The sequence below is a fragment of the Chromobacterium sp. Ag138 genome (assembly GCF_055181315.1).
Genome location: NZ_JBUPWA010000001.1, coordinates 4,012,318 through 4,036,868 on the forward strand (window position 1 = coordinate 4,012,318; position 24,551 = coordinate 4,036,868).

Here is a 24,551-nt window from a genome sequence, read left to right on the forward strand (position 1 = left end):
CTGGAGCCCCGGCAGGTTCATGCTGTGATGGAAGGCACCGGCGTGTATCACGAACAAGCAGCCATCGCCTTGTGCGATGCCGGTGTGATCGTTTCCATCATCAACCCGGCGCAAATCCGCGACTTCGCTAAAGGCTTGGCGATTCGAACCAAGACCGATGGCGTAGATAGCTTGGTCCTGGCGCGTTATGGAGCCTTGCTCCAACCTATGGCCTGGATTCCTCCCAGCCGGCAAGCCCGTGCGCTACAGGCGTTGCTGGCTCGGCGCGAGGCGCTGCAGCAGGATCTTCGCCGTGAGCTGAATCGGCAAGAAAAAGCCGAAGCCACCGATACACCAGAGCTGATTCAGCAGTCGCTGATCGAGTCGATTGCGTTTATCGGAACACAACTGGCCAAGTTGCAGCAGGATATCGACGACCATATTGACCGTCACCCGGAATTGAAAGCGGACCTGGCCCTGTTGAGCAGCATTCCGGCCATTGGCCCGCAGTCGGGCAGCAATCTTCTGGCCATCATGCATACCCATCATTTCGTCAGCGCCGAGCAATTGGCCGCATATCTCGGTTTGGTGCCAGTGGAACGTCAATCAGGTAGTTCGCTCTTGGGCCGAGCTCACCTATCCAAAGCTGGGCCAGCGCGCCTTCGAGCCGTGCTGTATATGGCAGCAGTGGTCGCCATACGATACAACCCACATGTTAAGGCGCTGTATCACCGATTATTAGCGCGGGGCAAGACGAAAATGTCCGCCCTGGGAGCAGCTATGCGCAAGCTTGTCCATCTGTGCTTTGGCGTGCTGAAAACACGCCAACCTTACCGGGCCGACTACGCAAGAGCCGCTTGACGTGAAAGACGGTATCTACGGTCCTGAGTCCAAAGTGCTCGCATAGTGGACAAAAAAAATTAAAATTTAAAGGCAAACATGCTACATGTTTTTTAGTAAAAAATTAAATGGAGTGAAGTTTTTTTTGTAATTCATTTACTTCTTTGCATCTTTGTAATACCAGCTCAATTTTCTCTTTTATTCGATCTCCATGTTTGTCGTATGTTTTCATGACTTTATTAGTTGATATTCCAGCTGCCTTCATTCTTTCTCGCACATCTGTTAATTTCTCAATGTCAAAGTCATGACCCAATCCGAGAAATGCGGCCGATTCACTTTCCTCAGTTGCGAGTACCCATGTTTCAATAGAGTCAGCTGCGGCAACAGGATAAAGTTTTTCTTCTGTCTGGGGGGTGTTTGTCCAATAAAAGATGGTTTTTTTGCAGAAATCTTTTTTGTCAAGGCAGTCTGCAATTTTATATGGGGTGTCTTTTATTTTTGATGCGATGTCCGTGTCAAGATGAATTATTAATAAATCGGCTTGAGTAAAGCTTACGAGGCTTTTCCAGTTTTGTCTATACGCGGCCATTGCTAATGGATTGGTAGTGTCAGGCATGTTCTTCAAAGAGAATTTTTTGCACCAATTTTTTACATCCCCCCATCCGCTTGTTTCGTAGTTGCCTGAAGTTGCATCTCTTTGTGGGGATAATTCGATAATTTCTACGCCTCCAATATCTTTAAAGAAGTGTTCTATTGTGCTTTTAATTATTGGATAGTCTGTTTTCCCTTCAACAACAAGCAGTATTTTTTTCATGTTATATATTTGATGTTATTCCGCCAATTACACCAGATAGCCAGATCTCAGATAACTTTAACCCGTAGTTTTCACTTTCCCACTTGTCCTTTGTCATCCCACTTGGCGGAGCGATTCTATTATAAACACTATGCCCGTTATGGTCACGGGATGCTACATATAGCCTTACTCGCTCATCAAATAAATCAAGCGCATCAATTGTACTTGGATTGTGAGTTGTTAGAAATATTTGCTTTTCGGGCGAGTTGGTGACAATTTTTATCACTTCGTGCATTAAATTCTTAACAAGACCTGGGTTCAGTGTACTGTCGATATTGTCGATAGCAAATATTTTTGGTGAGTCAGTATGCCATAGTAGTGTTAAAATAAACATGACATATAGGTTGCCCTCACTCACATCATATGCATAAAGATCGTTAAATTTTGTATTCATATACTTGTCAGTATATTTCACAACAGATCTGCCTAAGTTAATATGCTCAGAAATTAGATCAAGGTTTTCACTAGGTCTTACAATCCCAAAGCTTTTTACCCAATCAAAAAGAGTAAAAAATCTCATAAAGTCTTTTTTGTCAGCAGCTTTTTGGTTAAATACTTCTTTTAGTGCTTCTGCTAGTCGCCCACCGTATATTCCGACGGGAGATAGCTTGCTTTCGTCACTGGCGACACCTCTTAATATTGGAGTGGACGGAGCATATATTCCAAAATTTCTAAATGAATCTTGAGCTAATTTTAATTCTGAAATGTTGTAGGTTGATAGTATTTCAAGAATACTCTTCTCTGTTGATATCTGATTTTCTAGTGATCTGTTTAAGATTTTTGTTCCATTTGGACTTCGTCCGCCTAATGACTTTCCGTCTAATTTAACGGACTCAGTTTTGAAGTATAAATTGCTTTGAGAATTTACTGTTGTTTTGTAGGTTATATTATTTGAAAATTCGATAGAAAGATCAAAGGTGTTTTTTCTTTTCTGATTTTTGAAAGAACTTCTAAATATATGAGGGGCACTCAGTCTTCCTCCTTTTTTATTTATTTTCCCGTAGTCCACTCCGCCATCAAAGCAACATGCAAGCATATTTATAGCTTCTAGTATATTGCTTTTCCCAGCCCCATTACTTCCTATTATTACATTAACTTGACCAAAATCTAGCTCTTGGTTAGATATTGATTTAAAGCCAGATATTTTTACTTTTTTTATAATTGACATTTCTACCTCAAAATTCTATGGGTTGAGATTTTCAGTACTCTATCTGAATTTCTGAAAATTTTGGAGAAATGAACAGGTAAATTAATATAAATTTTATGAAAGGTGCATTTTTGATTCTTGGAAATGATAAAAGCCGCCACCTTGCAGTGAGCGGCTTTCTCATCAGCCCAATGTCTGCACCAAATCTTACTCCGGCCTCATATGCGGGAACAAGATCACATCGCGAATGGAAGGCGCATCCGTCAGCAACATCACCAAACGGTCGATGCCGATGCCGCAACCGCCGGTCGGCGGCAGGCCGTATTCCATCGCGCGGATGTAGTCGGCGTCGTAGTGCATTGCCTCGTCGTCGCCCGCATCCTTCTGGGCCACCTGCGCCTGGAAGCGCGCGGCCTGGTCTTCCGGATCGTTCAACTCCGAGTAGCCGTTGGCGTGCTCGCGGCCCACGATGAACAGCTCGAAACGCTCGGTCAGGCCCGGCTGGGTGTCGGAGCCGCGCGCCAGCGGGGAGACTTCCACCGGGTAGTCGATGATGAAGGTCGGGTTCCACAGCAGCGACTCGGCGCACTCTTCGAACAGCGCCAGCTGCAGGCTGCCCAGGCCCGGGGCCGGGGGCAGCTTGCCGCCCAGGCGCTTGATCTCGCTGGCCACCCAGGCGGCGTCGGACAGCTGCGCGTCGGTGTATTGCGGGTTGTAGTGCTTGATCGCTTCCACGATGGTGAAGCGGTCGAACGGCTTGCCCAGGTCCACTTCCTTGCCTTGGTAGGTCACGGTGGTGGAGCCGCAGGAAACCAGCGCGCATTCGCGGATGATGGTTTCGGTCATCTCCATCATGCGCTGGTAGTCGCTGTAGGCTTCGTAGAACTCGATCATGGTGAACTCGGGGTTGTGGCGCGTGCTCATCCCCTCGTTGCGGAAGTTGCGGTTGATCTCGAACACGCGTTCCAGGCCGCCCACCACCAGGCGCTTCAGGTACAGCTCCGGGGCGATGCGCAGGTAGAGCGGCATGTCCAGGGCGTTGTGGTGGGTGACGAAGGGCTTGGCCGACGCGCCGCCCGGGATCGGGTGCATCATCGGGGTTTCCACTTCCAGGTAGCCTTCGCCCACCATCACGTCGCGCACTTTCTGCACGATCTTGGAGCGCTTGATGAAGGTGTCGCGGCTTTCCTCGCTCATGATGAGGTCGGCGTAGCGCTGGCGGTATTTGGTTTCCTGGTCGGCGATGCCGTGGAATTTTTCCGGCAGCGGACGGATGTTCTTGGACAGCATGCGCACTTCGGTCGCCTGCACCGTCAGTTCGCCGGTCTTGGTCTTGAACAGCAGGCCCTTGACGGCGATGATGTCGCCCAGGTCCCAGCGCTTGAAGTCGGCGTAGACGTCTTCGCCCACGTTGTCGCGGGAGATGAAGGCCTGGATGCGGCCGCTGCTGTCCTGCAGGGTGGCGAAGCTGGCTTTGCCCATCACACGTTTAAGCATCATGCGGCCGGCGACGGCGACTTCGATTTTCTCGGCTTCCAGCGCTTCCGCTTCTTTGGCGGCGTGGTCGTCCTGCAGCGGTTTGGCGAAGTGGCTGCGTTTGAAGTCGTTGGGGTAGGCGATGCCTTTTTCGCGGATCGCTTTCAGTTTCAGGCGGCGTTCCGCCATGATCTGGTTTTCGTCTTGGCTTTGCGCCTGTGCTTGTTCGTGATCAGACATGATGACTCCGTGCCGGGTAGGGTTCCTTCGGCAATTAACTAAAAGTACAACGCGAAGGCCGGCCCCGCGGAGGGGCCGGCCCGATATGGCTTAGACGCCGTGCTTGAGGCTGGCTTCGATGAAGCCGTCCAGGTCGCCGTCCATGACGCCCTTGATGTTGCCCACTTCGTAGCTGGTGCGCAAATCCTTGATGCGGGACTGGTCGAACACGTAGGAGCGGATCTGGTGGCCCCAGCCCACGTCGGTCTTGGTGTCTTCCAGCGCCTGCTTGGCCTCATTGCGCTTCTTCAGCTCCAGCTCGTACAGCTTGGCGCGCAGCATCTGCCAGGCCTCGTCGCGGTTGCGGTGCTGGGAACGGTCGTTCTGGCACTGCACCACGATATTGGTCGGGATGTGGGTCAGACGCACGGCGGAGTCGGTCTTGTTGATGTGCTGGCCGCCGGCGCCGGAGGCGCGGTAGGTGTCGGTGCGCACGTCCGCCGGGTTGATGTCGATCTCGAAGCTGTCGTCCACTTCTGGGTAGACGAAGACGGACGAGAATGAGGTGTGGCGGCGGGCGTTGGAGTCGAACGGCGACACGCGCACCAGGCGGTGCACGCCCACTTCGGTGCGCAGCAGGCCGTAGGCGTATTCGCCCTCGATCTTCAGCGTGGCGCTGGTGACGCCGGCCACTTCGCCTTCGGACAGTTCCAGCACGTCCACCTTGAAGCCCTTGCGTTCGGCGTAGCGGGTGTACATGCGCAGCAGCATGCCGGCCCAGTCCTGGGCTTCGGTGCCGCCGGCGCCGGCCTGGATGTCGATGAAGCAGTTGGTCGGGTCCATCGGGTCGTGGAACATGCGGCGGAATTCCATCTTCGCCACTTTTTCTTCCACTTCTTCCAGATCGGCCTGCACCGCGAGGATGGTGTCGTCGTCTTCCTCGCTCTTGCCCATGTCGAACAGTTCGCGGCTGTCGCCGATGGTGGCGTTGATGCTGTCCAGCACCAGCACCACGTCTTCCAGCTGTTTGCGCTCGCGGCCCAGATCCTGCGCCTTTTTGGGGTCGTTCCAGATATCCGGGTCTTCGGTCAGGCGGCTGACTTCTTCCAGACGGTCTTTTTTACCGTCGTAGTCAAAGATACCCCCGAATATCGGCGGCGCGGGCGGCCAGGTCTTCGATTTTGGCCGCGATTTGGTTCAAAACTTCAACTTCGATCATGCTTTCGCTCCAAATGGCAGTCTGTATTAGTAAATTCAAATGTATTTTCGCGGTTTGACCAAAGACAAAAAGCGCACCGTTCGGTGCGCTTCTCTTCGGTCAGGCCGGAAAATCAGCCAAACAGGTGAGCGATGGCTGCGCGCTCTTCTTCCAGCTCGGCCAGGGTCAGGTCCATCCGCTCGCGGCTGAACGCGTCGATCTCCAGGCCTTCTACACGTTTGTATTCGCCATTTTCGCATACAACCGGTACGCCGTACATCACGCCTTCCGGGATGCCGTAGGAGCCGTCGGACGGAATGCCCATGGTCACCCACTTGCCGTTGCTGCCCAGCACCCAGTCGCGGATGTGGTCGATGGCGGCGTTGGCGGCGGAGGCGGCGGAGGACAGGCCGCGCGCTTCGATGATGGCGGCGCCGCGCTTGCCCACGGTGGGCAGGAACACGTCGCGGTTCCATACGTCGTCGTTGATCAGGGTCTTGACCGATTGGCCGTCGATGGTGGCGAAGCGGTAGTCGGCGTACATGGTCGGCGAGTGGTTGCCCCACACGGCCAGCTTCTCGATCGCGGCCACCGGCTTGCCGGTCTTGGCGGCGATTTGCGACAGCGCGCGGTTGTGGTCAAGACGCAACATGGCAGTGAAGTTTTTCGGATCCAGATCCGGAGCCGACTTCATCGCGATCCAGGCGTTGGTGTTGGCCGGGTTGCCCACCACCAGCACCTTGACGTCGCGGGCGGCGTGGTCGTTCAGCGCCTTGCCCTGAACGGTGAAGATGGCGCCGTTGGCTTCCAGCAGGTCCTTGCGCTCCATGCCCTTGCTGCGCGGGCGGGCGCCGACCAGCAGGGCGACCTTCACATCCTTGAAGGCCACGTTCGGGTCGTCGGTGGCTACCATGCCGGCCAGCAGCGGGAAGGCGCAGTCTTCCAGCTCCATCATCACGCCCTTCAGCGCGGTTTGAGCCTGCGGCAGGTCCAGCAGGTGAAGAATGACCGGTTGATCCTTGCCCAGCATTTCACCACTGGCAATGCGGAACAGCAGGCTGTAGCCGATCTGGCCGGCAGCGCCGGTAACGGCAACGCGAACGGGGGCTTTCATTGGCGGACTCTCCTTTGATGTATCCGATAATGAGCTGCAGATGGTGCTCTGCAGTATAGATGTGGCCTGGAGTGTATCACGGCTGTTTATCGATTTGGGTTATCTGTCAAGAATATGTTGTTAAACAATCGTTTGAGTCTTATGTCTTATATAAGACTTATCTTTACGCTGGAATTGTTTGGTGTTAAAACACAGACCATGACAGCCAATACGCTGAAAAGACAGCCGCTTTATGCCCAGGTCAAACAGCTGCTGATGCAGCGCATGAGCGGCGGCGAATGGCAGGCGCACGACGCGCTGCCCAGCGAATGGGAGCTGGCCGACGAGCTGGGCGCGAGCCAGGGCACGGTAAGGAAGGCGCTGTCGGAGCTGGTGGACGCGGGCTTGCTGTACCGCCAGCAGGGCAGGGGCACTTATGCGGCGCCGGTGCCGGGCGATTGGGGCGAGGCCTCGCTGCTGACGCCGGGCCTGTTTTTCGAGCGGCCGGACGAACTGGTCAGGGAATTTCTCGGCATGTCCCGGCTGAACGCCAGCGAGGACATCGCCGAGGCTTTGCAATTGCGGCGCCTAGCGCCTTTATTGAGAATTCGCCAGCTGTGGCGCTGGCATGGCGCGCCGGTGGCGCTGGACGACGCGCTGCTGCCGGCGGAGACGTTCGACGGCATGGACGCGCGCTGGCTGCGCAACTCGGCCGGGGTGTACGCCACGCTGCAGCAGCGCTTCGGCGTGCGGGTGAAGGTGGTGTGCGAGCAGTTCCGCGCCGAGATGCTGCCGCGCGAGGAGGCGGGGCTGCTGGGCGTGACCGGCATGGTGGCCGATGTGCCGGCTCTGTGCCTGCTGCGGCTGTCGGCGGACATGGACGGCCGCCCGCTAGAGTGGCGGCAGCGCTACTGCCTGACGCACCAGCTGGCTTATACAGTGAAACACGGCTGAACGCCGCTGTCCTTGACGCAGATTAAGAGGCCAGCGGCCAGCGGGATAGACCAACATTTGTTAGAATCCCCCGCGCATATCGCAAATGAATTACGCAATATGCCAGGTAAAGGCGGATACCGCTCCCAGGAAAAAGGACGGGTCCGCCAGGCGCTTCGCTCGCGGTGGGCGGGCGTCATGTAAACCACTTGGTCACAAAACATCCAAGGAAAGCCTTATGCAGAAGCAAAGACCGAAGCATCTGGACTTGGCCAGGATCAGACTGCCCGTTCCGGGTTTCGTCTCCATCCTGCACCGGGTCAGTGGTGTGGCGTTGTTCTTTTCCCTCCCGCTGTTGATCTATCTGCTGCACGGTTCGCTCAGCTCCGCCGAATCGTTCGACACCTACAAGGCGGTAGTGTCCCACCCGCTGATGAAGCTGGTATTGCTGGGCCTGATCTGGGCCTACCTGCATCACTTCTGTGCCGGCATCCGTTTTCTGTTTCTCGACATTCACAAAGGTCTCGAACTCGAGACCGCCCGCGCCACCGCCAAAACCGTGCTGGTCGTCAGCCTGGTGCTGACCGTGGTCCTGGGAGGTATCGCTCTATGGTAAACCGTCACGTCGTCGGCGCCGGCTATGGCCTGCGCGATTGGATCATGCAGCGCGTCACCGCCGTGGTGATGGTGCTCTACACCGTGGCCCTGGCGCTGTTCCTGCTGGCGCTGCCGTCCGGCTACGAAGGCTGGAAGTCTCTGTTCAGCCACGCCTGGGTCCAGCTGTTCACCCAGGTGACCTTGTTGGCGCTGTTCCTGCACGTATGGGTGGGCATCCGCGACGTGTGGATGGACTACGTGAAGCCGGTGGGCATCCGCCTGGCGCTGCACGTGTTCACCATCGTCTGGCTGGTTTCCTGTTTCATCTATTCCGTTAAAGTGGTCTGGGGGCTGTAATGGGCGTAGCTGTTCGTCATTTTGATGCGGTAGTCGTGGGCGCCGGCGGCGCCGGCATGCGCGCCGCGCTGCAACTGTCGGAAGCTGGTCTGAAGACCGCCGTGCTGTCCAAGGTGTTCCCGACCCGTTCCCATACCGTGGCCGCCCAAGGCGGCGTGTCCGCTTCGCTCGGCAATTCCGAGCCGGACAACTGGCACTGGCACATGTACGATACCGTCAAGGGTTCGGACTGGCTGGGCGACCAGGACGCCATCGAATTCATGTGCCGCGAGGCGCCGAAGGTGGTGGTCGAGCTGGAACACTTCGGCATGCCGTTCGACCGCAACCCGGACGGCACCATCTACCAGCGTCCGTTCGGCGGCCACATGTCCGACTTCGGCGAAGGCAAGCCGGTCCGCCGCGCCTGCGCCGCCGCCGACCGCACCGGCCACGCGATGCTGCACGCGCTGTACCAGCGCAACGTGCGCGCCAACACCCACTTCTTCGTCGAGTGGATGGCGCTGGATCTGATCCGCGACGCCGAAGGCCGCGTGCAGGGCGTTGTCGCCATGGAAATGGAAACCTCCGAGATCGTGGTGTTCCAGGCCAAGGCCACCCTGTTCGCCACCGGCGGCGCCGGCCGCATCTTCGCCTCGTCCACCAACGCCTTCATCAATACCGGCGACGGCCTGGGCATGGCCGCCCGCGCCGGCATCCCGCTGGAAGACATGGAGTTCTGGCAGTTCCACCCGACCGGCGTGGCCGGCGCGGGCGTGCTGATCACCGAAGGCGTCCGCGGCGAAGGCGGCATCCTGCGCAACAGCTCCGGCGAGCGCTTCATGGAACGCTACGCGCCGAACGCCAAGGACCTGGCCTCCCGCGACGTGGTGTCGCGCGCGATGGTGTCCGAGATCAACGAAGGCCGCGGCTGCGGCCCGAACAAGGATCACGTGCTGCTGGACATCACCCACCTCGACCCCGAGGTGATCATGTCCAAGCTGCCGGGCATCCGCGAGATCTCGATCAAGTTCGCCGGCGTGGACCCGATCAAGGCCCCGATCCCGGTGGTGCCGACCTGCCATTACCAGATGGGCGGCATCCCCACCAATTACCACGGCGAAGTGGTGATCGACGGCCAGCCGGTGCACGGCTTCTACGCCGCCGGCGAAGTGGCGTGCGCGTCGGTGCACGGCGCCAACCGCCTGGGCACCAACTCGCTGCTGGACCTGTTGGTCTTCGGCAAGAGCTCGGCCAACTCGATCATCGAGTTCATCAAGCAGCAGCCGGAAGACCTGCCGCAGCTGGCGATGGCCGATGTCGAGCGCTCGGTCGCCCGCGTCGCCCGCCTGGACAACCAGACAGGCGGCGTGCAGGTGCATGACGCCCGCGCCGAGATGCAGCGCGTGATGCAGACGCACTGCGGCGTGTTCCGTTTCAAGGACATGCTGGCCGAGGGCGTGGAGAAGATCCTGGAAGTGGCCGACATGGTGGCCAAGACCGAGATCGGCGACAAGTCCAAGGTGTTCAACACCGCCCGCATCGAAGCGCTGGAGCTGGAGAACCTGATCGAGGTGGCCAAGGCCACCATGGTTTCGGCCAACGCCCGCACCGAAAGCCGCGGCGCTCACGTGCGCGACGACGCGCCGGACACGCCGGAAACGCCGAACGGCCGCGACGACGTCAACTGGCTGAAGCATACGCTGTGGTTCCGCGACGGCAACCGCCTGCAGTACAAGCCGGTGAACATGAAGCCGCTGACCGTGGACACGATCAAGTTGAAGGCCCGCTCCTACTAAGGGTTGAACAGAAATGACTACCGAAAACGTCAAATTCCGCATCTACCGCTACGATCCGGACAAGGATGCCAAGCCGTACATGCAGGACATCAGCGTGGACATGGACGCCACCGAGCACAAGCTGCTGGACGCGCTGGTCAAGCTGAAGACCAAGGACGACACGTTGTCCTTCCGCCGCTCCTGTCGCGAAGGCGTATGCGGCTCGGACGCGATGAACATCAACGGCAAGAACGGCCTGGCCTGCCTGACCGACTTCCGCACGCTGAAGCAGCCGATCGAGCTGCGTCCGCTGCCGGGCCTGCCGGTGGTGCGCGACCTGATCGTGGACATGGCGCAGTTCTTCAAGCAGTACCACTCGATCAAGCCGTACGTGATCAACGACACGCCGCCGCCGGAGCGCGAGCGCCGCCAGTCGCCGGAAGACCGCAAGGAGCTGGACGGCCTGTACGAGTGCATCCTGTGCGCGTGCTGCTCCACGTCCTGCCCGTCGTTCTGGTGGAACCCGGACAAGTTCGTCGGCCCGGCCGGCCTGTTGGCCGCCTACCGCTTCATCGCGGACACCCGCGACGAGGCCACCAACGAGCGTCTGGACAATCTGGAAGACCCGTACCGCCTGTTCCGCTGCCACAGCATCATGAACTGCGTCGACGTGTGTCCGAAGGGCCTGAATCCGACCCGCGCGATCGGCAAGATCAAGGACCTGATGGTCAAGCGTGCGGTATGACGGCTTACGATCCGATCGAACTGAAACGGATCCGCTGGCGGTCGCGGCGGGGCCTGCTGGAACTGGACCTGGTGCTGGAGAAATTCTTCGCCGGCCCGTTCGACCAGCTGGCGCCCGCCCAGATCGACGCGTACCGGCAGCTGCTGGATCTGCCGGATACTGATTTTCTGGATGTCGTCAACGGCAAGGCCGATCTCGACGATCCGGAATTGATGGACATCGTGGCGATCCTGCGATCGCTGTGATGGCCTGGCCCCAAACCATTACAACAACGAAATAATGACTGGGAGTATTGCTGTGGAAACTAAACGCAAAGTCACGCTCAGCTACAACGAGGGTAAGGAAACCCTGGACCTGCCGGTCCTGGGGGGCTCGCTGGGTCCGGATGTCGTCGACATCCGCGCCTTTGGCAAAACCGGCATGTTCACCTTCGACCCGGGTTTCCTGGCCACCGCCAGCTGCGAATCCAAGATCACCTTCATCGATGGCGATCTGGGCCACCTGTACTACCGCGGCTACCCGATCGAGCAACTGGCCGAGAAGAGCGACTATCTGGAAGTGTGCTACCTGCTGCTGAACGGCGAACTGCCGACCGCGGCGCAGCGCAAGGATTTCGAACGCGGCGTCATGCGCCACAACATGCTGCATGACCAGCTGATGAGCTTGTTCAAGGGCTTCCGCCGCGACGCGCACCCGATGGCCGTGATGGTCGGCGTGGTGGGCGCGCTGTCCGCCTTCTACCACGACTCGCTGGACATCTCCAATCCGGAGCACCGCCGCATTTCCGCGCATCGCCTGGTGGCCAAGCTGCCGACCATCGCCGCGCAAGCCTACCGCTACAACAAGGGCCTGCCGTTCTCCTATCCGAAGAACGGCCTGACCTACGCGGAAAACTTCCTGCACATGATGTTCTCCACCCCGTGCGAAGAGTACAAGGTGAACCCGGTGCTGGCGCGCGCGCTGGACCGCATCTTCACCCTGCACGCCGACCACGAGCAGAACGCCTCCACCTCCACCGTGCGTCTGGCCGGCTCTTCCGGCGCCAACCCGTTCGCGTGTATCGCCGCCGGCATCGCCTGCCTGTGGGGCCCGTCCCACGGCGGCGCCAACGAAGCCGTGCTGAAGATGCTGGACGAGATCGGCTCGGTGGACAACGTCGCCGACTTCATGCAGGGCGTGAAGGACAAGCGCTACAAGCTGATGGGCTTCGGCCACCGCGTGTACAAGAACATGGACCCGCGCGCCGCCATCATGAAGCAGACCTGCGACGAGGTGCTGAACGAGCTGGGCCTGCACAACGATCCGAAGTTCAAGCTGTCGATGGAGCTGGAAAAGATCGCGCTGTCCGATCCGTACTTCATCGAGCGCAAGCTGTACCCGAACGTGGACTTCTACTCCGGCATCGTGCTGTCCGCGATCGGCATCCCGGTCTCCATGTTCACCCCGATCTTCGCGCTGGCCCGCACCGTGGGCTGGATCGCGCACTGGAACGAGATGATCGGCGATCCGGGCATGAAGATCGGCCGTCCGCGCCAGCTGTACACCGGCGCCGCGCGCCGCGACTTCGTGGAAGTCGCCAAGCGCTGATGTGAAACACCAGGGTTGGTTGAAGCGGGGGCTTCAGCCAGCCCTTTTTTACAGAGCGCTGGGGCAAGGACGCCTTGCCCAAGCGCTTTGAATGAATGCTGCAACGTCTTAGACAAAGGGTAGCCAGACCATGATGCAATCCATGTACAGCCATTCCTATCTGTTCGGTGGGAATGCCCCGTTCATCGAGGAGCTGTACGAACAGTACCTCGTTGACGCCAACTCGGTTCCGAACGAGTGGCGCGACTACTTCGACAAGCTGGCGCAGGCGCCGGGCGCCGCCGAGCGCGACGTGCCGCACCTGCCGATCCAGGAGTCGTTCATCCAGCTGGCCAAGAAGCCGGTGATCGGCCAGCGCGGCGCCGCCGCCACCGACTGGGAGGCGATGCAGAAGCAGGTAGGCGTGCTGAAGCTGATCTCCGCCTACCGCGTGCTGGGCGCGCGCCAGGCCAATCTGGACCCGCTGCGACGCATGGACCAGGCCATCGTGCGCGAGCTGGACCCGGCTACCCACGGCCTGACCGACGCCGACATGGCGGTGCAGTTCAACGTCGGCTCGCTGGCCGGCCCGCAGAAGCTGCCGCTGTCGGACATCATCGCGCGCCTGAAGCAGACCTACTGCGGCAATATCGGCGTCGAATTCATGCACATCACCCAGTCCGATGAAAAACACTGGGTGCAGAAGCGCTTCGAGGGCGATCTGTCCACCCCGCGCTACGACGCGGCCAAGAAGCAGCGCATCCTGAAGCAGATCACCGCGGCCGAAACGCTGGAACGCTACCTGCACACCAAGTACGTCGGCCAGAAGCGCTTCTCGCTGGAAGGCGGCGAATCCGCCATCGCGGCGCTGGACCACCTGATCCAGAACGCCACCGAGCAGGGCGTGCAGGAACTGATCATCGGCATGGCCCACCGCGGCCGCCTGAACGTGCTGGTCAACACCCTGGGCAAGCAGCCGCGCGACCTGTTCGCCGAATTCGAAGGCAAGGCCGCCCAGCAGATGGCCTCCGGCGACGTGAAGTACCACATGGGCTTCTCGTCCGACATCCCGACCGCCAGCGGTCCGATGCACGTGTCGCTCGCGTTCAACCCGTCGCACCTGGAAATCGTCAATCCGGTGGTGGAAGGCTCGGTGCGCGCGCGCCAGGAGCGCCGCAAGGACACGGAACGCAAGACAGCGGTGCCGGTGCTGATCCACGGCGACTCGGCCTTCGGCGGCCTGGGCGTCAACCAGGGCACCTTCAACCTGTCGCAGACCCGCGGCTACGGCACCGGCGGCACCATCCACATCGTCATCAACAACCAGGTGGGCTTCACCACTTCGGACACCCGCGACATCCGCTCGACGATGTACTGCACCGACGTGGCCAAGATGATCGAAGCGCCGATCCTGCACGTGAACGGCGACGATCCGGAAGCCGTCTGCTACGTGATGCAGGCCGCGCTGGATTACCGCATGACCTTCAAGAAGGATGTGGTGATCGACCTGGTGTGCTACCGCAAGCTCGGCCACAACGAGGGCGACGATCCGTTCCTGACCCAGCCGATGATGTACAAGAAGATCGCCAAGCACCAGGGCGTGCGCGCGATGTACGCCGAGCGCCTGGTGCAGGAAGGCGTGCTGAAGGCCGAAGAGGCCGACGCGCAGATCCAGGCCTACCGCGACGCGCTGGACAAGGGCGAGCACGTCGAGCAGACCGCGCTGACCAACTACCGCCGCGAACACGCGCTGGACTTCAGCCAGTACCTGGGCACCCATTGGGCGCATCCGACCGACACCTCGCTGCCGCAGGCCGACATCCAGCGCCTGACCGACAAGTTCACCACGCTGCCGGAAGGCTTCAAGCTGCACCCGACCGTGCAGAAAGTGCTGGCCGCGCGCAAGGCGATGGCCGCCGGCGAGCAGAACGTCGACTGGGGCATGGCCGAGACGCTGGCCTATGCCTCGCTGGTGACCAACGGCTTCGGCGTGCGCATCTCCGGCGAAGACTCCGGCCGCGGCACCTTCAGCCACCGCCACGCCGTGCTGCACGACCAGAACCGCGAGAGCTGGGACCAGGGCAGCTATGTGCCGCTGCGCAATATGTCCGACAACCAGGCCGACTTCCTGGTGATCGACTCCATCCTGAACGAGGAAGCGGTGCTGGCCTATGAATACGGCTACGCCTGTTCCGCTCCGGACCAGCTGGTGATCTGGGAAGCCCAGTTCGGCGACTTCGCCAACGGCGCCCAGGTGGCCATCGACCAGTTCATCTCTTCCGGCGAGACCAAGTGGGGCCGTCTGTGCGGCCTGACCACCATCCTGCCGCACGGCTACGACGGCCAGGGCCCGGAGCACTCCTCCGCGCGCCTGGAGCGCTGGCTGCAGCTGTGCGCCGAGCACAATATGCAGGTGGTGATGCCGTCCGAGGCCGGGCAGATGTTCCACATGCTGCGCCGCCAGGTGCTGCGCCCGTACCGCAAGCCGCTGGTGATCTTCCTGTCCAAGCGCCTGCTGCGCTTCAAGGATTCGATGAGCCCGATCGAAGACCTGACCACCGGCGGTTTCCGCCCGGTGATCGGCGACGCCGTGGTCAAGGATCCGAAGAAGGTCAAGCGCGTGCTGCTGTGCGCCGGCCAGGTGTACTACGACCTCGCCGCCGCCCGCAAGGAGCGCGGCCTGGACGACGACATCGCCATCGTGCGCATCGAGCAGCTGTACCCGTTCCCGACCGAGCAGGTGGCCGCCGAGCTGGCGCGCTTCACCCAGGCCAAGGAAGTGATGTGGGTGCAGGAAGAGCCGCGCAACCAGGGCGCCTGGTACCAGATCCGCCACCGCCTGGAAGGCCTGCTGAGCGCCAAGCAACAGCTGTCGTTCGCCGGTCGTCCGTCGTCGGCTTCGCCGGCGGTCGGTTATATGAGCAAGCACGTCGCCCAACTGAAGGCCTTCGTCGAAGAAGCGATGTCGGTCGCCCGCTGAGCCAACGAGAAAGAAGGGGCGGCATCGCGGCCGCCCCGCCATGGAGAAGAACATGCTGATTGAAGTCAAAGTCCCGCAACTGCCCGAGTCCGTATCCGAAGCCACGCTGATGAGCTGGCACAAAAAGGTTGGCGAGTTCGTCAAGCGCGACGAAAACCTGATCGACCTGGAAACCGACAAGGTGGTGCTGGAACTGCCGGCGCCGCAAGCCGGCGTGGTGGTGGAAATCATCGAGCAGGACGGTGCCACCGTGACCTCCGGCCAGCTGATCGCCAAGATCGACACCGCCGCCAAGGCTGGCGACGCCGCCCCGGCCGCCGCAGCCGCCCCGGCTCCGGCCGCCGCCGCTCCGGTGCAGGCCGCTCCGGCCGCCGCCGCCGCCGCGATGCCGTCCGCCGCCAAGCTGGCCGCGGAAACCGGCGTGGACCTGTCCAAGGTGGCCGGCTCCGGCCGCGACGGCCGCGTGTTGAAGGAAGACGTGCAGGCCGCCAAGCAAGCCGCTCCGGCCCAGGCTGGCCCGGTGATCGGTTCCGGCGCCGCCCTGTCCGCCACTCCGGCCGCCGTCAACGTGGCCGGCATCCTGTCCGGCCGCGCCGAACAGCGCGTGCCGATGTCCCGTCTGCGCCAGCGCGTGGCCGAGCGTCTGATCATGTCGCAGCAGACCAACGCCATCCTCACCACCTTCAATGAAGTGAACATGAAGCCGGTGATGGACCTGCGCGCCAAGTACAAGGACAAGTTCGAGAAAGAGCACGGCATCAAGCTGGGCTTCATGGGCTTCTTCGTCAAGGCCGTGGTCGCCGCGCTGAAGAAATACCCGATCGTCAACGCGTCCGTGGACGGCAACGACATCGTCTACCACGGCTACTTCGACATCGGCGTGGCCGTGGGCAGCCCGCGCGGCCTGGTGGTGCCGGTGATCCGCAACGCCGACCAGCTGTCGCTGGCCGACATCGAGAAGCAGATCGCCGAATTCGGCAAGCGCGCCCAGGAAGGCAAGCTGACCGTGGAAGAGCTGACCGGCGGCACCTACACCATTTCCAACGGCGGCACCTTCGGCTCGATGATGTCCACCCCCATCATCAACCCGCCGCAATCGGCGATCCTGGGCATGCACGCCACCAAGGAGCGCGCCGTGGTTGAGAACGGTCAAGTGGTGGTGCGTCCGATGATGTATCTTGCCCAATCCTACGACCACCGCATCATCGACGGTCGCGAAGCGGTGCTGAGCCTGGTGGCGATCAAGGACGCCATCGAGGATCCGGCGCGTCTGCTGCTCGACCTGTAATGAAGCACCGGGCCGGCGCAAGCCGGCCTGTTTGAATCTGCATGAACGGAGCCAAAATGAATCTGCCGGATTGGGTTTACGCGTTCGCCTCGGTATTGGCCGGGGTGGCCTTGTTGTTCCTCACCTGGAAGAAACGCCAGCAGGGGATGCGCGAAGACCGCTACGTGTTGTTCGGCAAGATCATCATCGCGCTGTTCATGATCGCTTTCGGGGCCTTGCTGTTCAAAGTGGGCAAGGCCTGACCCCAAGGGAAAATCCATGAGCCAACAGTTTGATGTTGTAGTGATCGGCGGTGGTCCCGGCGGCTACGTGGCCGCCATCCGCGCGGCCCAGCTGGGCTTCAGCGCCGCCTGCGTCGACGCGTTCAAGAATCCGGAAGGCAAGCCGTCGCTGGGCGGCACCTGCCTGAACGTCGGCTGCATTCCGTCCAAGGCGCTGCTGCAGTCGTCGGAAAACTTCCACGCCGTGCAGCATGACTTCGCCAAGCACGGCATCAGCGTGTCCGGCGCCAAGATGGACGTCGGCCAGATGCTGTCCCGCAAGACCGACATCATCAATAAGAACGCCGCCGGCATCGGCTTCCTGTTCAAGAAGAACAAGGTCGCCAACATCCACGGCCTGGCCGCCTTCAAGGGCCGCCAGGGCGACAAGTGGCTGATCGAAGTCACCGACGGCGGCAAGGTGGTGGACACCCTGGAAGCCGGCCACGTGATCGTGGCCACCGGCTCCAGCCCGCGCGCGCTGCCGGGCCTGGCCACCGACAACCAGCTGGTGCTGGACAACGAAGGCGCGCTGGCGCTGACCGCCGTGCCCAAGCGCCTGGGCGTGATCGGCGCCGGCGTGATCGGCCTGGAAATGGGCTCGGTGTGGAAGCGCCTGGGCTCTGAAGTCACCATCCTGGAGGCGATGCCGACTTTCCTGGCGGCCGCCGACCAGCAGATCGCCAAGGAAGCGTTCAAGACGCTGACCAAGGATACCGGCCTGGACATCAAGCTGGGCGTGAAGATCGGCGAAGTGAAGGCCGGCAAGAAGAGCGTCACCGTCAGCTACGAGCTGAACGGCGAGGCGGTCAAGGCCGAGTTCGACAAGCTGATCGTCTCCATCGGCCGCGTGCCGAACACCCAGGGCCTGGGCGCCGAGGCCGTCGGCCTGCAGCTGGACGAGCGCGGCTTCGTCGCCGTGGACGACCATTGCCGCACCAACCTGCCCAATGTCTGGGCGATCGGCGACGTGGTGCGCGGCCCGATGCTGGCGCACAAGGCGTCGGAAGAGGGCGTGGCGGTGGCCGAGCGCATCGCCGGCCAGAAGCCGCACGTCGATTTCGGCGTGATCCCGTGGGTGATCTACACTTCTCCGGAGATCGCCTGGGTCGGCAAGACCGAAGAGCAGCTGAAGGCCGAGGGCGTCGAGTACAAGAAGGGTACCTCCGGCTTCGGCGCCAACGGCCGCGCGCTGGGCCTGGGCCAAGCGCAAGGCACGGTGAAGATTCTGGCCGACGCCAAGACCGACCGCATCCTGGGCCTGCACATGATCGGCCCGATGGTGTCCGAACTGGTCAGCGAAGGCGTGGTGTCGATGGAATTCAAGGCCGCCAGCGAAGACCTGGCGCGCATCGTCCACGCCCACCCGTCGCTGTCGGAAGTGATCCACGAAGCCGCTCTCGCCGCCGACAAGCGCGCGTTGCACGGCTAAGTTGAGCGGGAACGCGGCATGACCCTGGCAATGTATCTGGTCATTATCGTGATATTGGCGATGGTGGGTTCGCTGGTTTGGGTGATTAAAATCGCCTTTGACGAAGCGGGCGTGCTGGATGGCTTGCGCGGGGTTTTGCTGCTCATCGCAGCCCTCAGTTTTCCTTGCTCGGTATTTATCTGCTCAGCAAGGGCTAGGGGGCGATTGCCAGTGCCACTGGGGGTGGCATTTCTCGGAACAGTCTTGTTATGGGGACTGGCAAGATGGTAAAACGTGTTCCCGCGAAGAAATGGCTGCCGCTTTGAGCGGCAGAGGCAGATTAGGATGGGGCGAGTACCTGTCTGATTTCCAATAAAGGAAACCATAGATGAACCTGCATGAATACCAAGCGAAAGAGCTGCTGAGCCGTTACGGCCTGCCGGTGCAACAAGGCATTCTGGCCAAGTCGCCGGAAGAAGCGGCTGCCGCTTACGACAAGCTGGGCGGCAAATTCGCCGTCGTGAAGGCCCAGGTGCACGCCGGCGGCCGCGGCAAGGCCGGTGGCGTGAAAGTGGTGAAGAGCCGCGAAGAAGCCGCCGAAGTCGCCAAGACCCTGATCGGCACCAACCTGGTGACCTACCAGACCGACGCCGCCGGCCAGCCGGTGAACTCGGTTCTGGTCTGCGAAGACATGTACCCGGTGCAGCGCGAACTGTACCTGGGCGCCGTGGTGGATCGCGGCAGCCAGCGCGTCGTGTTCATGGTTTCCACCGAAGGCGGCGTGGAAATCGAGAAGGTGGCTGAAGAGACCCCGGAAAAGATCATCAAGATCGAAGTGGACCCGCTGGTCGGCATGCAGCCGTTCCAGGCGCGCGACGCCGCTTTCGCGCTGGGCCTGTCCGGCGCGCAGATCGCCGCGTTCAGCAAGCTGATGCTGGGCTCCTACCAGGCTTTCGTCGAGAACGACTTCGCCCTGTTCGAAGTGAACCCGCTGGCGCTGCGCGAAAACGGCGAGCTGGCTTGCGTGGACGGCAAGATCAACCTGGACTCCAACGCCCTGTACCGCCACCCGGAACTGCTGGCCCAGCGCGACAAGAGCCAGGAGAACGAGCGTGAAGTGAAGGCTTCCGAGTTCGACCTGAACTACGTGGCCCTGGAAGGCAATATCGGTTGCATGGTGAACGGCGCCGGCCTGGCGATGGCCACCATGGACATCATCAAGCTGAAGGGCGGCCAGCCGGCCAACTTCCTGGACGTCGGCGGCGGCGCGACCAAAGAGCGCGTGATCGAGGCCTTCAAGCTGATCCTGGCCGACACCTCGGTGCAAGGCGTGCTGATCAACATCTTCGGCGGCATCGTCCGCTGCGACATGATCGCCGAAGCCATCATCGCCGCCGTGAAGGAAGTGAACGTGACCGTGCCGGTCGTGGTCCGTCTGGAAGGCAACAACGCCGAGCTGGGCGCCAAGATCCTGGACGAATCCGGCCTGAAACTGACTTCCGCCCAGGGTCTGAACGACGCTGCCGAGAAGATCGTCGCCGCCGTCAAGGCCGTGGCCTGAGACCCGCACTGAGCTGAGGAATACAAAATGAGCGTATTGGTAAATAAAGACACCAAAGTGCTGGTGCAAGGCTTCACCGGCAAGAACGGCACCTTCCACGCCGAACAGGCGCTGAAGGTCGGCACCAAGGTCGTGGGCGGCGTGACCCCGGGCAAGGGCGGTTCCGAGCACCTGGGCCTGCCGGTGTTCAACACCATGAAGGACGCCGTGCGTCAGACCCAGGCCGACGCCTCGGTGATCTACGTGCCCGCAGCCTTCGCCAAGGATTCCATTCTGGAAGCCATCGACAGCGGCGTGAAGCTGATCGTCTGCATCACCGAAGGCGTGCCGACCCTGGACATGCTGTACGTGAAGAAGGCCGTCGACGAAGCCGGCATCCGCCTGATCGGCCCGAACTGCCCCGGCATCATCACCCCGGGCGAGTGCAAGATCGGCATCATGCCGTGGCACATCCATAACCCGGGCCGCATCGGCATCGTGTCGCGCTCCGGCACGCTGACCTATGAAGCCGTGGCGCAAACCACCGCGCTGGGCCTGGGCCAGTCCACCTGCATCGGCATCGGCGGCGACCCGATTCCGGGCACCAGCCACATCGACGCTCTGAAGCTGTTCCAGGACGATCCGGACACCGACGCCATCGTGATGATCGGCGAAATCGGCGGTTCCGCCGAGGAAGAAGCGGCCGAGTTCGCCAAGTCCTACGTGACCAAGCCGGTGGTCGGCTACATCGCCGGCGTCACCGCGCCGAAGGGCAAGCGCATGGGCCACGCCGGCGCCATCATCTCCGGCGGCAAGGGCACGGCGGAAGAGAAGTTCAAGGCCTTCGAGAAGGCCGGCATCGCCTACACCCGCAGCCCGGCCGAAATCGGCAAGACCATGTTCGACCTGCTGAAAAGCAAGGGCATGATCTAAACCGGGACCGTCGGTCCGCTAGCCGGGCCGGCAGGCTGGAAACAAAACACCCCGCGATCGCTCGCGGGGTGTTTTTTTATCGCTGTCGGAGCGGCGGCGTTCAGGCGAAGCGCGCGCAGGCGCGCTCGAACGGAGACTGGAAGCGCGGGCTGACGTAGGGCGTCAGCAGATACATCAGGCTGCGGCAGCCGGATTGGACCAGCTTGTCCAGTTCCGCCGCGCTGGCGTTTTGCTTGATGGTACTGATCCAGCCGGTCTGCACCATCTGGAAGTGCTGCACCAGATGGACGAGCTGCTGGTCGTCGACCAGGATCATGCCCTGCTCGCGCAGGCGGGTGAACAGCTGGCCCAGCTTGCCGCTGAGCTGGCCGCGCGACAGCTGCTGGTGCTCTTCTTCCAGTTGGGGATTGACGCAGAACAGGCTGGGCAGGCTCTTGGGCAGGAAGCGGAAGCTCCAGATGTGGCGCAGCGTCTTTTCCATCGCCACCACCATCGCCTCGATCGAGTTGCTGTGGCTGAGCGCCGAAGACAGCTGCTCCGCCATGCCCTTGACGTAACGCTGGTAGAGCTCGTTGATGATCTCTTCCTTGTTGCGGAAGTGATAGTAGAGCTTGCCGGTGCTGATGTTCATCCGCTCGGCGATGTGGTTGGTGGTGATGACGCGCTCGCCTTCCTGATTGAACAGTTGCAGGCTTGCTTCGACAATCTTGTTGAAGGTCTCCGATTGGCCGCTTTTGCGCATGGTTTGATTCTTCCCGCTGAAACTCAGATGCCACGGAGCGCCGGCTCAGCCGGTCTTTCTGGCCGCGAGCAGGCAGGCTGCCAGCGCCAGGCCTATCCAACTTTCCAGGCGGAAGAAGTCGAGGCAGGAAACCAGCGTGGCTTGCCGGACGAGTTCGCCGGCCAGCACTCCGAGGTGTTGAGTATCGCTCAAATCGGGCATGAATTGTCGTAATTGATGCAATGAGTCGAGAAACTGTGGCGAATTCCAGGAAAAACGCTCGGACAAACGGCTGTAATGCAGCGCGTTGCGCGCCTGCATGAATACGCTGGCCAAGGCGACGCCGGCCGAGATCGACACCTGGCGCACGATGTTCTTAGTCTGGTAGGCGCGGCCGAACGCTGACGGAGCGATGCCGCGAAAGGCGCTTTGCGCCACCGCCATGATGAACAGCGACATGAAGCCGCCGTTGAGCAGCAGGATGGCGGCGACGCGGCCCAGCGTCGCCTCGCCGTTCAGGCCGCTCATCAACCAGCCGTAGCCGGCCAGCAGCAGGCAGCCATAGGCCATGGTCTCCATCAGGCCGGGCGCCTGGCCCTTCAGCAGCAGCTTGGCGTACAGCAGCGCGAAGGCGATGCCGGCCAGGTAGCTGACCGACAGCAGCATGCCGCTGGTGGGCAGGTCGAAGCCCAGCGCCTGTACCGACAGCATCGGCAGGATGTAGCTGTTGGCCGATACCAGCAGGTAGCAGCAGCTGTAGCCGACGAGTCCCAGCCGGTAGCCGGGGCGGCGCAGCAGCCGCCAGCGGCGGCGGTCGGATGCCTGGCGGCGATGCGCGGCGCGGAACAGCAGGAAGACGGCGACGGCCGCCGCGGCGAGGCTGGCCAGCCATATAGGATGGGCGAACAACTGGTACGGCGTTTGCTGGATCAGCCACTGCAGCAGGAAGGCGGCGGCCAGCAGCAGCATGAAAGTCCAGGTCGGATAATGCGCGGGTCGATGCGCGGGCGGCCGCAGCGGCAATTGGCCGGCCGCCCACCAGGCGGGCAACAGCAAGGGCAGGATGCCCCAGCACAGCGCGCGCCAGCCATAGGCCTGCAGCAAGACGCCGCCCAGCAGCGGCCCCAGCGCGCTGCCCAAGAGCAGCGCCTGGCCAAAGGCGACCAGGCCCGCCCCCCGCTTGGCGGGCGGCAGTTGCGCCACTTCGAGACGGGCGGCGGTGAAGAAGGCGGCCCCGCCCAGCCCCTGCACCGCGCGGCCGGCGATGAAACCGGCCGGCGACGAGGCGGCGGCCGCGATCAGCGCGCCCAGCGCGAACAGCAGGATGGAGCCTTGCAGATGGCGGCGCGAGCCGAAGCGCTCGACGCACCATTGATGGTTGAACAGCGTCACCACCGCGCACAGCGCGTAGGCCATCGCCGCCTGGCTGAACTCCTCGGGACCTGAGCCGACGCCGCCCATCACCTGCGACGAGGCGAAATTGAGCAGGCCGTTCTGCAGGAATTCCAGCCAGGCGATCAGCGCGATCGCCGCCAGCCGGCTCCAGTGGGGTTGATGGGAAAAAGCGTGCATGCGCGGCATCCGAGGGTGGGGATGCCGCCAGTGTAGAAAGCGCTTATGATTTAATAAAATCGATGTTTTTCATTGGATGCATTACTGTGAATGATATTGACGCGCTGAAGCTGCGGCGGCTGGATCTGAACAGCCTGGTGGCCCTGCACGCGCTGCTCAGCACCCGCAGCGTCAGCCGCAGCGCCGACTTGCTATGCCTGGGCCAGCCGGCGGTCAGCCATATCCTGAAAAAGCTGCGCCAGCAGTGCGGCGACCCCTTGCTGTGCCGCGACGGCCGCGGGCTGACGGCCACGCCTTACGCCGAGGCGCTGTTGCCGGCGCTGGAAGCGTGGCTGGCCGAGGCGCAGCGGCTGCTGGCGCCGCCGGCATTCGACCCGATGGCGCTGGACGGCGTTTACCGGCTGGCGATGCCGGACTTGCTGGAAGCGGCCCTGCTGCCGGATTTGATCGCCGCCTTGCAGCAGCAGGCGCCCGGCCTGCGGCTGGAGGTGGCGGCGATGGCTGCCGGCGAGGCTGAGGCGGCGCTGGAGGCGCTGCGGATAGACGGCGCCGTCGGCCATTTTCCGGCGCGCGCCGCGCGGCTGTCCCGGCAAGCGCTGTTCCGCAGCCGCTTCGTCTGCGCGCACCACGCCGGTCGGCTGGCGATGCCGGAGGCGCTGGACGCGGCGTCGCTGGCGCAGCCGCCGCACCTGTACACGTCCTACATCGGCAACAGCGCCAGCCTGGTCGACGACTATCTGGCCGCGCATGGCCAGACGCGGCGGGTGATCGCCTCCACCGCCAGCCTGCTGGCGATTCCGCTGCTGCTGGAGCGCCTGCCGGCGGTGGCGGTGCTGCCGGAGTTGATCGGCCGGGTGCTGCGCGCCGAAGCCGGCGGCCTGACGCTGCGGCCGGTGGCCGACCCGATGCTGGAGATCGCCGTCGAGCATGTCTGGCATCCCCGCTGCGACGCCGATCCCTTGCGGCAATTCATCCACGCGCTGCTGCTGCGGCAGACGGCGACATGGCGCGGCAGGCAGGAAGAGGCAGGATTGACCGCTGTTTGATTTAAATTTGCTGTAAGTATTTAAATGGTATGTGATTTTTAAC

At 61.4% G+C, this 24,551-nt stretch carries 23 protein-coding genes; 16 read left to right on the forward strand and 7 right to left on the reverse strand.

All coding sequences use genetic code 11. The features are described 5' to 3' along the window. A partial coding sequence (locus ACY3GB_RS18855; RefSeq protein WP_463090081.1) for an IS110 family RNA-guided transposase occupies window positions 1-840 on the forward strand: 840 nt, incomplete at its 5' end. A 103-nt stretch (window positions 841-943) separates the two neighbouring features. Here ACY3GB_RS18855 and ACY3GB_RS18860 read toward each other — a convergent pair. The 5 genes from ACY3GB_RS18860 to ACY3GB_RS18880 all read right to left on the reverse strand — a co-directional run bounded on the left by ACY3GB_RS18860 (window position 944) and on the right by ACY3GB_RS18880 (window position 6,826). Continuing rightward, window positions 944-1,633, reverse strand: coding sequence for a hypothetical protein (locus ACY3GB_RS18860; RefSeq protein WP_463090082.1), 690 nt, complete (start codon window positions 1,631-1,633; stop codon window positions 944-946). A gap of 1 nt (window position 1,634) precedes the next feature. After that, on the reverse strand, window positions 1,635-2,840 hold the full coding sequence (locus ACY3GB_RS18865; protein ID WP_463090083.1) for an AAA family ATPase: 1,206 nt from the start codon (window positions 2,838-2,840) through the stop codon (window positions 1,635-1,637). 186 nt (window positions 2,841-3,026) lie between these two features. Then, a complete protein-coding gene (lysS, locus tag ACY3GB_RS18870) occupies window positions 3,027-4,535 on the reverse strand; it encodes a lysine--tRNA ligase (RefSeq protein WP_463090084.1) in 1,509 nt (502 codons plus the stop codon). Between the two features lie 90 nt (window positions 4,536-4,625). Beyond that, window positions 4,626-5,733 (reverse strand): peptide chain release factor 2 gene (prfB, locus tag ACY3GB_RS18875; protein WP_104946273.1). Its coding sequence is split into 2 segments (ribosomal slippage): window positions 4,626-5,648 and window positions 5,650-5,733, totalling 1,107 coding nucleotides; the frame shifts between segments, so codons are not numbered across the junction. Window positions 5,734-5,845: 112 nt separating this feature from the next. Continuing rightward, complete coding sequence (locus tag ACY3GB_RS18880; RefSeq protein WP_463090085.1) at window positions 5,846-6,826, reverse strand: malate dehydrogenase; 981 nt, start codon at window positions 6,824-6,826, stop codon at window positions 5,846-5,848. A 198-nt stretch (window positions 6,827-7,024) separates the two neighbouring features. Here ACY3GB_RS18880 and ACY3GB_RS18885 point away from each other — a divergent pair, with 198 nt between their 5' ends. The 14 genes from ACY3GB_RS18885 to sucD all read left to right on the forward strand — a co-directional run bounded on the left by ACY3GB_RS18885 (window position 7,025) and on the right by sucD (window position 21,169). Further along, window positions 7,025-7,759, forward strand: coding sequence for a GntR family transcriptional regulator (locus tag ACY3GB_RS18885; RefSeq protein WP_021478555.1), 735 nt, complete (start codon window positions 7,025-7,027; stop codon window positions 7,757-7,759). Between the two features lie 217 nt (window positions 7,760-7,976). Then, window positions 7,977-8,354, forward strand: coding sequence for a succinate dehydrogenase, cytochrome b556 subunit (sdhC, locus tag ACY3GB_RS18890; protein WP_021478554.1), 378 nt, complete (start codon window positions 7,977-7,979; stop codon window positions 8,352-8,354). Then, a complete protein-coding gene (gene sdhD / locus ACY3GB_RS18895; RefSeq protein ID WP_021478553.1) occupies window positions 8,348-8,692 on the forward strand; it encodes a succinate dehydrogenase, hydrophobic membrane anchor protein in 345 nt (114 codons plus the stop codon). Before sdhC ends, sdhD begins: the two co-directional genes overlap by 7 nt. After that, on the forward strand, window positions 8,692-10,467 hold the full coding sequence (gene sdhA / locus ACY3GB_RS18900) for a succinate dehydrogenase flavoprotein subunit (RefSeq protein WP_463090086.1): 1,776 nt from the start codon (window positions 8,692-8,694) through the stop codon (window positions 10,465-10,467). Before sdhD ends, sdhA begins: the two co-directional genes overlap by 1 nt. A gap of 13 nt (window positions 10,468-10,480) precedes the next feature. Continuing rightward, window positions 10,481-11,191, forward strand: coding sequence for a succinate dehydrogenase iron-sulfur subunit (locus ACY3GB_RS18905; RefSeq protein WP_021478551.1), 711 nt, complete (start codon window positions 10,481-10,483; stop codon window positions 11,189-11,191). Continuing rightward, on the forward strand, window positions 11,188-11,436 hold the full coding sequence (locus tag ACY3GB_RS18910) for an FAD assembly factor SdhE (RefSeq protein ID WP_021478550.1): 249 nt from the start codon (window positions 11,188-11,190) through the stop codon (window positions 11,434-11,436). Before ACY3GB_RS18905 ends, ACY3GB_RS18910 begins: the two co-directional genes overlap by 4 nt. Window positions 11,437-11,470: 34 nt before the next feature. Beyond that, the gene (gltA, locus tag ACY3GB_RS18915; RefSeq protein WP_463090087.1) at window positions 11,471-12,778 is read left to right on the forward strand and encodes a citrate synthase; all 1,308 of its coding nucleotides are present in this window, start codon (window positions 11,471-11,473) and stop codon (window positions 12,776-12,778) included. Window positions 12,779-12,908: 130 nt separating this feature from the next. After that, window positions 12,909-15,737 (forward strand): 2-oxoglutarate dehydrogenase E1 component, encoded by a 2,829-nt coding sequence (locus ACY3GB_RS18920; protein ID WP_463090088.1) that lies wholly within the window; start codon window positions 12,909-12,911, stop codon window positions 15,735-15,737. Window positions 15,738-15,789: 52 nt separating this feature from the next. Further along, window positions 15,790-17,025, forward strand: coding sequence for a 2-oxoglutarate dehydrogenase complex dihydrolipoyllysine-residue succinyltransferase (gene odhB / locus ACY3GB_RS18925; RefSeq protein ID WP_463090089.1), 1,236 nt, complete (start codon window positions 15,790-15,792; stop codon window positions 17,023-17,025). A 41-nt stretch (window positions 17,026-17,066) separates the two neighbouring features. Beyond that, on the forward strand, window positions 17,067-17,267 hold the full coding sequence (locus ACY3GB_RS18930) for a hypothetical protein (protein ID WP_463090090.1): 201 nt from the start codon (window positions 17,067-17,069) through the stop codon (window positions 17,265-17,267). Between the two features lie 16 nt (window positions 17,268-17,283). Beyond that, window positions 17,284-18,717 carry a dihydrolipoyl dehydrogenase gene (gene lpdA / locus ACY3GB_RS18935; RefSeq protein WP_463090091.1) on the forward strand — a complete coding sequence of 478 codons (1,434 nt, stop codon included), beginning with the start codon at window positions 17,284-17,286 and terminating at the stop codon, window positions 18,715-18,717. An 18-nt stretch (window positions 18,718-18,735) separates the two neighbouring features. After that, window positions 18,736-18,987, forward strand: coding sequence for a hypothetical protein (locus ACY3GB_RS18940; protein WP_343481283.1), 252 nt, complete (start codon window positions 18,736-18,738; stop codon window positions 18,985-18,987). Window positions 18,988-19,084: 97 nt separating this feature from the next. After that, window positions 19,085-20,257 carry an ADP-forming succinate--CoA ligase subunit beta gene (gene sucC, locus ACY3GB_RS18945; RefSeq protein WP_021478969.1) on the forward strand — a complete coding sequence of 391 codons (1,173 nt, stop codon included), beginning with the start codon at window positions 19,085-19,087 and terminating at the stop codon, window positions 20,255-20,257. Between the two features lie 27 nt (window positions 20,258-20,284). Then, on the forward strand, window positions 20,285-21,169 hold the full coding sequence (gene sucD / locus ACY3GB_RS18950) for a succinate--CoA ligase subunit alpha (protein ID WP_259043276.1): 885 nt from the start codon (window positions 20,285-20,287) through the stop codon (window positions 21,167-21,169). A 100-nt stretch (window positions 21,170-21,269) separates the two neighbouring features. On the opposite strand, the gene ACY3GB_RS18955 is transcribed toward sucD, so the two are convergent. Next, window positions 21,270-21,911, reverse strand: a complete 642-nt coding sequence (locus ACY3GB_RS18955; RefSeq protein WP_463090092.1) for a TetR/AcrR family transcriptional regulator — start codon at window positions 21,909-21,911, stop codon at window positions 21,270-21,272. Between the two features lie 45 nt (window positions 21,912-21,956). Next, on the reverse strand, window positions 21,957-23,462 hold the full coding sequence (locus ACY3GB_RS18960; RefSeq protein WP_463090093.1) for an MFS transporter: 1,506 nt from the start codon (window positions 23,460-23,462) through the stop codon (window positions 21,957-21,959). A gap of 86 nt (window positions 23,463-23,548) precedes the next feature. Here ACY3GB_RS18960 and ACY3GB_RS18965 point away from each other — a divergent pair, with 86 nt between their 5' ends. Beyond that, window positions 23,549-24,508, forward strand: a complete 960-nt coding sequence (locus ACY3GB_RS18965) for a LysR family transcriptional regulator (RefSeq protein WP_463090094.1) — start codon at window positions 23,549-23,551, stop codon at window positions 24,506-24,508. Window positions 24,509-24,551 lie beyond the last annotated feature (43 nt).

Bases quoted from the DNA above. Each gene is read 5' to 3' on its own strand.
- ACY3GB_RS18930 (WP_463090090.1), top strand. From the start codon at position 17,067: ATGAACGGAGCCAAAATGAATCTGCCGGATTGGGTTTACGCGTTCGCC.
- sdhD (WP_021478553.1), top strand. From the start codon at position 8,348: ATGGTAAACCGTCACGTCGTCGGCGCCGGCTATGGCCTGCGCGATTGG.
- odhB (WP_463090089.1), top strand. From the start codon at position 15,790: ATGCTGATTGAAGTCAAAGTCCCGCAACTGCCCGAGTCCGTATCCGAA.
- gltA (WP_463090087.1), top strand. From the start codon at position 11,471: ATGACTGGGAGTATTGCTGTGGAAACTAAACGCAAAGTCACGCTCAGC.
- ACY3GB_RS18860 (WP_463090082.1), bottom strand. From the start codon at position 1,633: ATGAAAAAAATACTGCTTGTTGTTGAAGGGAAAACAGACTATCCAATA.
- ACY3GB_RS18905 (WP_021478551.1), top strand. From the start codon at position 10,481: ATGACTACCGAAAACGTCAAATTCCGCATCTACCGCTACGATCCGGAC.
- ACY3GB_RS18880 (WP_463090085.1), bottom strand. From the start codon at position 6,826: ATGAAAGCCCCCGTTCGCGTTGCCGTTACCGGCGCTGCCGGCCAGATC.
- ACY3GB_RS18955 (WP_463090092.1), bottom strand. From the start codon at position 21,911: ATGCGCAAAAGCGGCCAATCGGAGACCTTCAACAAGATTGTCGAAGCA.
- ACY3GB_RS18960 (WP_463090093.1), bottom strand. From the start codon at position 23,462: ATGCACGCTTTTTCCCATCAACCCCACTGGAGCCGGCTGGCGGCGATC.
- sdhC (WP_021478554.1), top strand. From the start codon at position 7,977: ATGCAGAAGCAAAGACCGAAGCATCTGGACTTGGCCAGGATCAGACTG.
- ACY3GB_RS18940 (WP_343481283.1), top strand. From the start codon at position 18,736: ATGACCCTGGCAATGTATCTGGTCATTATCGTGATATTGGCGATGGTG.
- ACY3GB_RS18865 (WP_463090083.1), bottom strand. From the start codon at position 2,840: ATGTCAATTATAAAAAAAGTAAAAATATCTGGCTTTAAATCAATATCT.
- ACY3GB_RS18910 (WP_021478550.1), top strand. From the start codon at position 11,188: ATGACGGCTTACGATCCGATCGAACTGAAACGGATCCGCTGGCGGTCG.
- sucD (WP_259043276.1), top strand. From the start codon at position 20,285: ATGAGCGTATTGGTAAATAAAGACACCAAAGTGCTGGTGCAAGGCTTC.
- sdhA (WP_463090086.1), top strand. From the start codon at position 8,692: ATGGGCGTAGCTGTTCGTCATTTTGATGCGGTAGTCGTGGGCGCCGGC.
- ACY3GB_RS18885 (WP_021478555.1), top strand. From the start codon at position 7,025: ATGACAGCCAATACGCTGAAAAGACAGCCGCTTTATGCCCAGGTCAAA.
- ACY3GB_RS18920 (WP_463090088.1), top strand. From the start codon at position 12,909: ATGATGCAATCCATGTACAGCCATTCCTATCTGTTCGGTGGGAATGCC.
- lysS (WP_463090084.1), bottom strand. From the start codon at position 4,535: ATGTCTGATCACGAACAAGCACAGGCGCAAAGCCAAGACGAAAACCAG.
- sucC (WP_021478969.1), top strand. From the start codon at position 19,085: ATGAACCTGCATGAATACCAAGCGAAAGAGCTGCTGAGCCGTTACGGC.
- lpdA (WP_463090091.1), top strand. From the start codon at position 17,284: ATGAGCCAACAGTTTGATGTTGTAGTGATCGGCGGTGGTCCCGGCGGC.